The organism is Chitinolyticbacter albus, assembly GCF_024437655.1.
Lineage (GTDB): Bacteria > Pseudomonadota > Gammaproteobacteria > Burkholderiales > Chitinibacteraceae > Chitinolyticbacter > Chitinolyticbacter albus.
Map to the genome: position 1 here is coordinate 208,095 of NZ_JANBVF010000006.1, position 11,561 is coordinate 219,655.

Here is an 11,561-nt window from a genome sequence, read left to right on the forward strand (position 1 = left end):
AAAATACGCCGCAAGTTAAAGGTTCGGGCGCCCCAGCAATACATCAATCGCTTGCTCTACCGTTATACTGCCCGCGTGGAGCACCACGTCCGGCGCCTCGGACGGTATATATGGTGCGGACACGCCGGTAAAGCCGCCAATTCGCCCCTGTCGCGCCCGAAGATAGTGGCCCTTCGGATCGCGTGACTCACAAATCTCGAGAGGTGTATCAATATAGACCTCGGTAAACCTCTCCCCAATAATCAGCCGCGCCATCTTGCGTTGCTCTGGCATTGGAGACACAAGCGCCACAATGACGATATAACCCTGTCGCTCAAAGAGAGAGGCAATCTCTGCCACCCGGCGAACGTTCTCATTTCTGTCAATTTCAGAAAATCCCAGATTGGAGTTAATGCCGCATCGCAATTCATCTCCGTCCAGAATGATGCTTTTTACGCCGCCCGCGTCCAGCCGCTCCTTGAAAGCGCGCGCCAACGTCGTTTTCCCTGCCCCCGGAAGGCCGGTCAACCAGAATACACCTTTTTCCAGCGTAATTGCTTGGCCACAGCCCGATTGCATCTGCCGCATGGGATGCGTTATCCCTATCGGCGTGAAATCGACATGAGGATAGTGATTGGACATCTTGACGATTGCTGCAATATCCTCGGGCGGAAGCATTTTACCGCGCCCTGGTGCAACCTTGTTTTTTCTTCTTCCGTTTGTGCTCGCCCGCTCAATGGCAGCGGCTATCTGCTCGCTCGACACCTCGATATTAAAATGAGCGCAGACTCTTCTGAGTACTTGCCCTGGCTCAGCCACTAAGTCTTCGTAGTGGACCAAAAGTTTGTCCTCACAGTCTTGCCAGGACATAAAAAAATTGAAGTACCACGGAATCGCCATTTGTGTGACGAAATGTGCTTGCTCTTCAAAAGAGCGGGAAGCAATATCGGTCGGCGCCCAAGCAGATGGATAGATGTGGTTCTCTATGGTGTGGTGGTCAACCAAGCTCGGCACTACATCGAAAATATTGCGTATCAGAACGATCGGGCGTAGCCCGAACTCTTTCATATACATGTCCGTTGCCTCGGAATACCGGACATGATTTTGCGCAACATACGAAGCATCGCCCATCGCCCCCTCATGCTTCTGCAATGCTTTCGCACACAACTCCTGTTCGCGATGCCCATATATGGGCACCAAATCCACTTGAGAAAAACCTGGGAGCGCAGCAATTAACGATGATAGAAACGTACTGCCGGATTTGGGCATGCACGCCAGCAATATGCGAAACTGTTGATCAGTCATCTTGAAGAGACCCATAAAAGAATGAAATAGTCACAAGCGGCTCAATTTAAGGCCAGCAAACGGACTTGGTGCCATTGCTTATCAATATTCGGGCATGGGCCCTGTAGCATCAACCATCCATGCGCCCCATTTTCCCAATAACGCCATGCAATACGCCCTTGAGCATCATTGCAGCGTGCTTCGCACCATGCTCTGCAAATATCGTATAAACAAAAAATCTCAAAGGCAGCTTGTAAAGCTCAACAACCTTCCACCCAACTGGTATATAGCCACGCTTTAAAAGGGCAACCGTATTTCTGAAGAAATAATAATGCCGCAATGGCGTATGCAGGGGGAATTTCCTCCCAAACACCTGCAGCGGCTCTTCACCCAGGCAGTGGCGCATCACGACAGAAGGCAATGCATATGTTTGCCAACCTTTAGCCTTGGCTCTTAGCCCCCACTCGATATCAACACAGTCTATAAACAGGCTCTCATCCATTGGGCCGATAGCTTTCCAGGCTGCCTTACTGACACAAGCCCCTGAAGTAATGACGTAATCTGCACAAATGAGCTCATCGCCCGCTGCCGCAATGCGTCGAACTCGTAACCCTTCGACACGAATAAAAGGGGCAATTTGTTGCATTCTCAGGTCAAAATAGGCCGGCGCCATTTGTGCTGTTTTGTCGCTCACTTTTCCAGCCCGAGCAAAGCCACTCTTTATCGATTGAAAAAAAAGCTCGTCTGGCTCACTATCTTGGTCAAACAAAAAAGCAAAAGCGCAACCGAGAGAAAACAGCTTCTCCACTCCCTGATTCAGGGCAGCAGCAATGCCGGCATTATTCATATTCAAGATATAGCGAACATTCAAGGGCGGCGGGCCTGAAAACAATGGCGATCCGCCAGGCGTGTTATCGACCACCACCACATCATCCACCCAAGTGGACATTTTCAACGCGCGATTGAGCACCTCGGCATCGGGATAATAAGCCACAACCACGATCCCGAGCCGATCTACAACGCCATTGAAATGGGAACAGCTACTCTCTTGCATGGGCCAGGCGTTTTTTTAACAAGAACAATATTTTCTTTAGCACCAAACGCCATCCACCCTCGGTACGAGCCTGCTGCGTCAACAACCAGTACGTCAAAACATGCGACTGAACGTAGCTCCAGGCAGAAATCCATCCGGGATTCACTCCCCCCGATTTCAGTTCAGCTATTTTTGGGGAGAACGACATTAAAGCCGCGACCCAGTCCTTTGTGATAACGCTCAAAGCATAATGGGCGGATACGTACTGAAAGGCCTTCGCCGCCATGTTCTCCCTAAGTTCGGGATTGTTCAACAAACACTCAATCGCCGCCATCCACGCCGGCGCGGAATAGGAAGCGACGACAAATCCATTATCCAGGTGCTTGACGCTATCGCGATACGATGGCGAATCAGAATAAATACCGACAATACCGCACGCCGCATACTCTCTGAATTTATTATTTGTCTTGAACCCGTTGGAGCCATCTGCAACAAGCGGCGCCAAACCGATTTTCCATCCCCTGGCGTATTGGAATTTGATAAATTCCTGATAATTGCCCACATAGCTGAAAAACCGGACTCGGTCCGAAGTGCCAACTGAAGCTGGCATGGCCCCAGCAAATTCAAATACCACTTCGGGAAATTTTTCCAATATGGGCCCTACCAATGGAGCAAGCACTTCCAGATCGGCCACCCTGGAAGAGCTCCCGGCAAAGCCGATGCGAACTTCATCGCCAGCGTAAGGTTGCACCCCATTCAATAAGGAAAAATCAAACATGGGCGGCAAATATTGAACAACGCAGCCAAACTTGTTCCGGATATATTTTGCCAGTTGCTCGGAATTGACAAGTACCAAGGCTGCATTTTGTACAATATAGCCAAGTGAGCGCCGGATCGACGCATCCTGATAGTAACGAGCAAGCGCCGTATCGCCGGAAATCTCCCAGAAGTTATCATCCAGATAGTAGCAGTATGGCCAGCCGTTCTGCTTGAGGCATTTACACAGGCTGGCCGCAATCGGATCCGCATTGCGCACAAACAAAGGCAGGGCATCGTCATCGAGCCGTGCCTTTTTCTGGCCATTGATATAGGTTTTTTTATAGCTCAGCCCGTAGCTTGCGCATTCCATTAAAACCCGCTCCAGCAACTGTGTCGTGGCAATATCGGCCTCGACCATCATCTGTATTTTCAGCATCAAATCCACGCCAGTATGCTAACAGTAGTTGACGCAGAAAAAGGGGCATATGGATTTCCGCTTAAAGCCGAAAATGGAATACTTCACCAGTTCATAACCATAAACTGGATAAGTAGACTTAGCAAAAACACGCAACAAATGCTTTCCTTGCTCCCGGACTGCCAATTTGCTCATATCAAAACGCGCGGGGCCGCCTGGCCCGATATTTCCAATCGCACAGATTTCGTGTCGCAAAATCTCCCCTGATGGTGAGACCATTTCAACCCCGACATACCCATCCGCCCCGGCCACGGTGGAAAACGCCACATCGATTGAATCCACTACAGCCATATCGAGATCGACTGCATATTCCGCGTAATTGCCACCGTGTATCGTTTCGCCGAGCTCCAGCGACATTGCTTCATTCTTATATAAACGTTTCACATAGGCTTTCAATGCGTCAAATCCGGCCGAAACGTCGGGCCACAAACCAAGGCCGTTCCTTCTGAAAATCCGGAATCGTCTTGAATTCTTGAGCACCCCGCGCAAGGCAGCCACTTCATTCGCCATATCCAGTGGCACCGCTTGTGCGCCAAGCCCGAGGTTACGCGTCGACAACCACCAGCTGACGGACTTATATCTGGTTTCAAGCAAAAGCCACGACAGATTGTCGACATCAGCGAGCATCTTGGTAATCACATTGCCAGCCGCCTCGCCGCTGTATGTTCTAGAGCAGTACTGCACATTCGCAGCCCTGATGCTTTCAAGCCGGTCAGGCTGGTGATAAGCGCCCGCTATTGCCTCATACCATCCCAGCGGTTTGTCGTATCGATCAACAAGAATGGTATTTCCGGATTTAGCCATCTCGGAATAAGGGCTGACATCAGAAACGACCAATGCCGCGTTCACCATCCAGGCAGTCACCGCAACGGTATCCGCCTTGTAGGGAGAATTGACGGAATCACTATGTGGATGCACTACAACATCGGGTCGATAGTTCGAAAGCCCGATCATCGCCTGGCGCCAGCCATTCACAAAGGGCACGGAGATGATCTCAAGCGAATCGGGGCAATCAGCAAAAAATATTTCTGCTTGCTCAGCGGAAATTCCACAAATCACCACCCGGATAGCGCCGACTTCTTCAGCTAGATGATTCAATGCCGGGATAATTGAACTTCTGAGCGATTGGAACCGGTGGCTACCCGCCATGATGCCCACCGTAAAATACTCTTGTGGCTCGTTGCCGCCGACGGGGTGCGGCAAACCCGAATCGTGCACGGTAGGACTGTATAAATAGACATTCTTATGAAGCAAATGCTCCAAATAATATTGTTGCAGCCGGGTGGTAGATGTCAGCACGCCAGCAAATGACTTCAACTCTTTCCTGAGATGATCTAAAGACCAGTCCTCAAGAATTTTAATTTCATTTTGCAGCTCCGTGAAATTATCATCCACGAACAAGAAAACGGGAATGCCCAACAACTTGGCACAATCTATCCATTCACGATAGTTTTCTATTGACCGAACCACGACCAGGCAGGATGCCCTAGCAAGTTCTGAAATAGGCCAATCTTTCGTGATTACACGCACTCGCCGCCTATCTTCAATCTTGAGATAATCAAAGCTGAGGGCTGTGGACGCATCATATGAAGCACTTATCACCAGTACGCTCTTATTTTCTTCGCGCCTTGGACCTGCCTCTACACTCTTCCAGCCTCTTTTCTTCGCATGCAGCGAAGCCATTTCTTGAATCGTGTCGGAGGTCAAGCCGGGCAAGCCATCCGGAGAGCTAAATACGTCATAATTCTCGAAATTCTCCAAGCGCAATGACTCAAGCCGGCAAGAGCGCATCCACGTCTCGGAAGACCATGTGTCTATCAAATAGGTCTTGCCCAGAGAGTCATTCGTCGCGGGCCCAGACACCTCCCCAACGGCGACAGGAACAAATTTCAGCTTGTAGTATTGGGCAACGCGACGCCACAAATCCCAATCGCACTGCCTGGTCATTAGAATATGCGGATCATAAAATCCCACATGGTCAATAATATGCCTAGGCATCAACACTGCATTATTCGGTATGAAATTGCCACCATCGATGCTTCTTTGATCCGCATCCTGGCCTAGCCTCATTTTATATTTCAGGGGCGATCTTGGCTCTTGCACATGCATCTCTACATAGCCGTAAACCAGGCACCCAGGGCTGGCCTCTGCACTCTGGAACAACTCCTGCAAGGCATCTGGATAAAAAAAGTCATCATCGAACGCAAAGGCAATATATTTCCCGCGAGCGCGAATCAAGCCTTCATATTCAGACACTGCGGGCAGCCCGATATTCGCGGCATGTCGAAGGCAGCTGATCCTGCCATCTGCCTTCATGAACTTCTCTATGATCGCAGCCGTGCCATCGGTACTTGCATCATCAATAATGATTAGTTCGATATTTTCGTGTGATTGATTCAATACCGATTCGACAGCCTTCTGAAAGAGACCGCTCTGGGCCCTTCTGAAGGTTGGCAGCAAAACACTGATATCCACCGGCCTTTCAACGTCGTAGTCCAAACCGGGAGTCCAAATCGTATCAGCAATCAGATCACGTATTTTCATGGTTTAGGAATTCTTCAAATATTGTGAAATTGCAATATCAGTAGGTGCATCGATCATGATGCGTCCTTTGTTGATCCATATCGTCCTTTCGCAAAAATCCCTGATCAAGTCCATGGAGTGACTGGTGAAAACCAGAATTTTGCCCTGGCGCATGAACTCACTCATTCTTATTTTTGCTTTCTGGGCGAAATTTATATCCCCCGCCCCCATCACCTCATCCAGAAGCAGTATCTCCGGGTTTATAGAGGTGGAAACCGCGAATGCCAAACGGATGAACATCCCGGCAGAATAAGTTCGCACTGGATAGTCCAGAAACTCCCCCAATTCAGTAAACGCCCCAATCTCAGGCAGCTTCTCTTCAATTTCGTCGGGCGTCATACCCAACAACATGCCGCGAATCCGGATGTTATCCCAGCCCGATTGGTTCATTTCAAAACCGGTCGCAAACTCGAACATAGGGCATACGTGACCGTGGGTTTCGGCGTTTCCACTGGTTACGGGGTAAATTCTTGCCATAACTTTCAGCAAGGTGCTTTTCCCGGCGCCATTTAAACCAATCAAGCCCACCCTTTCCCCATGCTTGATTTCGATATCAATATTTGAAAGCGCATCGACATAGCGCGCCTCACTTTTATTTCTACCAAGCGACAGTATTTTCGACTTTAAACTCTCGCCCGCCGAGTCTATCTCAAAACGGACACCCGCATCGCGCAAGCTTATTCCAATATCATTCATAGAACGTACACGATCCTATTGGACAATTTTTTAACGATAAATGCAGCAAACGCCAGGACAAAAACAGCGTAACCGAGAGCTGGCAGATAAACATCCCAGCCGGGCATAACACCTTGCAACATGGGCCTTCTGATGATCTCGATCATGTAATAAAATGGATTGAACAAATAGATGAAATCCAGGTGCCTGGATTTAAGCATCTCAACCGTATACATCACGGGCGTGACATAAAACAACACCTGGAATGCTGCCGAAATCATGTGAGGCACATCTCTAAATTTGGCCCCGAGGTGCGCGCAAATTACAACGTGGGCAAAATTTGTCAGGACAAAAAACAAGACCCCAGGCAGCGAAAAAACAATCCCCAATAGGTTAAATTTGCCATAACTAAGTGCCACAAAAAAATAGATAATCAATCCCGTCAGGAAAACAACATGCATCGATACCAATGCGCGAAATATATAAACCGCTTTCGGGAACGGAAATTGTTTTATATAGCCTTCGGCACCAACGAAGGTGATTGCCCCTTCGCCAAGAGAGGCGCCTATCGTTCCCCAAATCACCAACCCAAGGGAGAGGAAAGGCAAGAATTCAGCCATGGGCTGATGAAAAAGCCGACCAAAAATCAGCCCAATCGCCAGCATCATCAACCCTAAATTCAGAAATATCCACAACGGGCCTAACAATGATCGCTGGAAACGAGTTTTAACGTCCTGCAAGCCCATATGTAGCCAAACCCGCCACAATTTTAGTGCATTCCAATACTCAGACACTTGAAATACCTTTCATTTAGATAAGCGATTTTGTCATTTTGATTTTATCCGCATCCGAAGCGCCCGCCTGGAAACCTAAACGTAAATAAAGGCCCAAGGCGCTGGCATTCGTGGGCAGCACTTCGAGATAGAGTTCGTTCAGCTCCAGTGATTCTTTTGCCAAAACACAGAGCGCCTCTATCGCGCTACGCATAAGGCCCTGGCCAGCAAATTCAGGGGCAACGACAAAACGCCCGATCTCCGCAGTCTTTTTCTGAACGTCGATATCATAAATGGCAAGCTGCCCTATCCTTTCACCGTTTGCCGTTTCTGCGATCAGAACGCAATCATCGGATTTAAGCGTATATTGCTCAAACCAACGCAAATGCTGAGGCAGCGTAATTAAATCCGAATAGATAAAGCACTGGCGCACACCTTCGCGATTGCGCCAGGCCAAGGTGAATTCAAGATCGTCGTCGCGAAGGGGGCGCAAGCGCACACCCTTCGCTTTGTAGCTAAGGGTGGGCTTTGTCATGCTATGTAGCGGATAAGCAAATCGCAGATTGTATCGACATCGGCGCGTGTTACTCCCATATGCATAGGCATGGAAAGGATTTCGCTGCTGGCTGCTGCTGATCTGGGGCAGGTTCCTTTGCCATATTCATACATACGGTATTCGGTGTTATCGCGATAATGAACACCGGGAAAAATCCCGTGCTCATGCAGCGCCATCATGACTTGATCACGATTCTTGATGCGGACCTGGAACAGGTGACGCGACGACTCGCAGCCCTTGGTCATCGGAACGAGCTTGATCTGATCAACACCCTCCAACCGCTCTTCGTACCAGCTGGCCAGTTGACGGCGGTATGCGTTGTCCCGATCGAGGTATTTCAGGGAAACAAGAGCCAAGCCCGCCATGATCGAATTACCGTGATACTTGAAACCCACTTCTTCAACGTCGTACATCCATTTGTACGCGCCTTGGGTCGTAGTCCGTGCAAAGGTATCTTTATTGATGCCAAGCCAGCATAGCTTGCGAGCGCGGGCATCATCTTCTTCTTCGCGAAAACAAATCATCCCCGAATCGGCAGTCGGCATATTCTTTACAGCTTGAAAGCTGAAAATGGCCACATCGGCGTCATGCCCAACATGCTTGCCATGGTTACGCGATCCGGCCATATGCGCGGCATCCAGAATCAGTTTGATTCCATGTCTCTCGCACAGCTCGCGAATCTTGTCGTATTGCCCCACATTACCCCCAAGCCCGACAAATATCACAGCACGTGTTTTAGCGGTAATCTTGCGCTCCACGTCCGCGGGATCAAGGCATAGGGATTCATCCACATCCGCAAATACCGGGGTAAGCCCTTCATACATGATGGCGTGGTTGGTAGATACGAATGTAAGGGGCGTGGTAATCACCTCATCCCCATCATTCCAGCCATATTTTGTTTTGAACATATGAAAGGCCAGATGCAGGCCGACTGTGTTCGAAGCAAGGAAATGGGCGTATGGCAGCCCTGTGTATACCTTCCATTCCTCTTCGATCTGCTGCGTCTTGAATCCCAGCCCTGTCCAGCCTTTTTCCAAGCACTCGCGGACTTGCTCAAGACATTCTTCAACTCGAAAATTCGGCACAAACAATTGAATAGCCATGATTCTTCCCTGATATTTAAGCAAATTTCTCGGCCGCATCAAAACCCGGCGCGGCTTCATCTTTAACGGACAATATAGGCGAAATGGACAGCGGCCATTTAATGGCCAGTTTCTCATCGCACCAAAGCAAAGATCGCTCGTGCTCTGAAAACCAATAATCAGTGGTTTTGTATAGAAATTCCGCCGATTCGCTCAGCACGACAAACCCGTGTGCAAACCCTTCTGGAATCCATAGCTGACGCTTGTTTTCCGCGCTAAGCTCTACACCAACCCACTTTCCAAACGAAGCCGATGACAAACGCATGTCTACGGCCACATCAAAAACACGCCCCTCAACTACACGGACCAGCTTGCCTTGGGGACGTTGTATTTGATAATGCAATCCGCGTAGCACTCCATGAGCTGACTTGGAATGATTATCCTGTACAAAATTTACTGGCCCGCTCACTGCGGATTCAAATTTGCTTTGGTTAAAGCTCTCCATAAAAAATCCACGCTCGTCACCGAAAACCTGCGGCTCGATGATTTTCACATCGGGAATGGCGGTATCGATGACTTTCATTAAAAAACCTTTCCTTCAAGCATGTTGAGCAGATATTTACCGTAACCGTTTTTTCTAAGGGGCTGCGCCAATTTTACGACCTGCGCAGCATCAATCCATCCACTGCGATAGGCAATTTCCTCAGGGCTACAGACCTTCAACCCTTGACGTTGTTCAATAGTCTGGATGAACAAGCTGGCTTCAAGCATCGACTCGTGCGTGCCTGTGTCTAGCCATGCATATCCACGCCCCATCGTTTTGACATCAAGCGCGCCGCGCCGCAAATACTCGCCATTGACGTCCGTAATTTCCAGTTCACCCCGTGATGATGGTTTGATGCTTTTCGCGATTTCGACGACGTCGTTATCGTAGAAATACAGCCCGGTCACTGCATAGTTGGATTTGGGCTGGGCCGGTTTTTCTTCGATCGACAATGCTCGGCCATTCTCATCGAATTCGACCACACCGTAACGTTCTGGGTCATGGACGTGGTAGGCAAATACACTGGCACCCGATTGCCGGACGGAGGCATCCTGCAGCAGCTCGGCGAAATCGTGCCCGTAGAAAATATTGTCGCCAAGCACCAGCGCGACGTTGTCATCGCCGACGAAGTCTTCTCCGATGATGAACGCCTGTGCCAAGCCATCTGGACTCGGCTGCACCGCATACCGCAACGAAACGCCCCACTGGCTACCATCGCCTAGCAGCTGCTCAAAGCGCGGCGTGTCCTGCGGCGTGGAGATGATCAGGATTTCGCGAATTCCCGCAAGCATTAGCGTGCTCAATGGGTAATAGATCATCGGCTTATCGTATATCGGCAGCAATTGCTTACTAACCGCGATCGTGGCGGGATACAGCCGTGTACCGGAACCACCGGCAAGAATAATCCCCTTCCTATTTTTCATAATGTGCCTCCGCAATTATTCGCACAGTTTGTTCTACCTCTTCCAACCAAGGGGGCATATACACACCAAAAGCTTTCTCAAACTTCGCGGAGTTCAGCGCAGAATAAGCAGGGCGCTTGGCTGGAAGCGGATATTCCGAACCAGGAATTGCCTTCACGCCATCGGCCTTACAAAGTAACGGCAGATTGTATTTTTTTCCGAGAAGGAGGATCTGCCTTGCATATTCGTGCCAAGTTGACAGCCCCGACGAGGAAACGTGATACAAGCCGAATTCAACATCGTCTTTTTGAAGGCAACGCTGTACAACCAGTGCTGAGAGATTCGCAACCAGAGAAGCTGCCGTCGGTATCCCATATTGATCCGCAACGACATTTATACTTTCTCTGTCAGACATCAGCCGCAGCATGGTCTTGAGAAAGTTGTGCCCATGTGGGGAATGCATCCAGCTCGTCCTGAGCACAAAGGCCTTGGCAGATCGATCCAAAACAGCCAACTCACCCTTTAATTTACTATCCCCGTAAATTGAAAGTGCATGCGTCGGGCTTGTTTCCAGGTAAGGCGTCGTTGATTTCCCATCAAAAACGTAATCAGTGGAATAATGAAGCAATATGGCATTGTTTTTTTCGGCCCAATCTGCAATTTCTGCAGGAGCCGCCGCATTGACGCGATACGCCGCCACCTGCTGCGACTCCGCAAGATCTACCGCTGTAAATGCAGCCGCATTGAACACAAAATCAGGCCGTATATTTTCCAATGTTGCATTTAACTTGCTGGCGTCGGCAAGATCGCATTCAGACCTTCCGAGTGCCCAAACCTTCCCATATGGCGCAAGGGCACGAGCCAATTCAAGCCCCAGTTGCCCGTCTGCTCCAGTTATCAGAAATACAGGACTCAC

At 49.5% G+C, this 11,561-nt stretch carries 11 protein-coding genes; all 11 read right to left on the reverse strand.

Going from position 1 to position 11,561, the window contains the following annotated elements:
- Positions 1 to 15: 15 nt before the first annotated feature.
- Positions 16 to 1,299, reverse strand: coding sequence for an adenylyl-sulfate kinase (gene cysC / locus NLI84_RS05615; RefSeq protein WP_255988778.1), 1,284 nt, complete (start codon positions 1,297 to 1,299; stop codon positions 16 to 18).
- A 94-nt stretch (positions 1,300 to 1,393) separates the two neighbouring features.
- Positions 1,394 to 2,257, reverse strand: coding sequence for a glycosyltransferase family 2 protein (locus tag NLI84_RS05620; protein ID WP_255988779.1), 864 nt, complete (start codon positions 2,255 to 2,257; stop codon positions 1,394 to 1,396).
- 46 nt (positions 2,258 to 2,303) lie between these two features.
- Positions 2,304 to 3,491, reverse strand: coding sequence for a glycosyltransferase family 4 protein (locus NLI84_RS05625; RefSeq protein WP_255988873.1), 1,188 nt, complete (start codon positions 3,489 to 3,491; stop codon positions 2,304 to 2,306).
- 18 nt (positions 3,492 to 3,509) lie between these two features.
- A complete protein-coding gene (locus NLI84_RS05630) occupies positions 3,510 to 6,074 on the reverse strand; it encodes a glycosyltransferase (RefSeq protein WP_255988780.1) in 2,565 nt (854 codons plus the stop codon).
- Positions 6,075 to 6,077: 3 nt separating this feature from the next.
- Entirely contained in the window at positions 6,078 to 6,809 is a 732-nt protein-coding gene (locus NLI84_RS05635; protein ID WP_255988782.1) for an ABC transporter ATP-binding protein, read from the reverse strand.
- Positions 6,806 to 7,528, reverse strand: a complete 723-nt coding sequence (locus NLI84_RS05640) for an ABC transporter permease (RefSeq protein ID WP_373316895.1) — start codon at positions 7,526 to 7,528, stop codon at positions 6,806 to 6,808. The genes NLI84_RS05635 and NLI84_RS05640 overlap by 4 nt, the downstream gene beginning before the upstream one ends.
- Before the next feature lie 70 nt (positions 7,529 to 7,598).
- Positions 7,599 to 8,096, reverse strand: coding sequence for a GNAT family N-acetyltransferase (locus NLI84_RS05645; RefSeq protein ID WP_255988785.1), 498 nt, complete (start codon positions 8,094 to 8,096; stop codon positions 7,599 to 7,601).
- A complete protein-coding gene (locus NLI84_RS05650; protein ID WP_255988786.1) occupies positions 8,093 to 9,220 on the reverse strand; it encodes a DegT/DnrJ/EryC1/StrS family aminotransferase in 1,128 nt (375 codons plus the stop codon). Before NLI84_RS05650 ends, NLI84_RS05645 begins: the two co-directional genes overlap by 4 nt.
- 16 nt (positions 9,221 to 9,236) lie before the next feature.
- Positions 9,237 to 9,782: a dTDP-4-dehydrorhamnose 3,5-epimerase gene (rfbC, locus tag NLI84_RS05655; protein WP_255988788.1), complete on the reverse strand. Its 546-nt coding sequence runs from the start codon at positions 9,780 to 9,782 to the stop codon at positions 9,237 to 9,239.
- Positions 9,782 to 10,666, reverse strand: a complete 885-nt coding sequence (rfbA, locus tag NLI84_RS05660; protein WP_255988789.1) for a glucose-1-phosphate thymidylyltransferase RfbA — start codon at positions 10,664 to 10,666, stop codon at positions 9,782 to 9,784. Before rfbA ends, rfbC begins: the two co-directional genes overlap by 1 nt.
- Positions 10,656 to 11,561 carry a dTDP-4-dehydrorhamnose reductase gene (gene rfbD, locus NLI84_RS05665; RefSeq protein WP_255988790.1) on the reverse strand — a complete coding sequence of 302 codons (906 nt, stop codon included), beginning with the start codon at positions 11,559 to 11,561 and terminating at the stop codon, positions 10,656 to 10,658. The genes rfbA and rfbD overlap by 11 nt, the downstream gene beginning before the upstream one ends.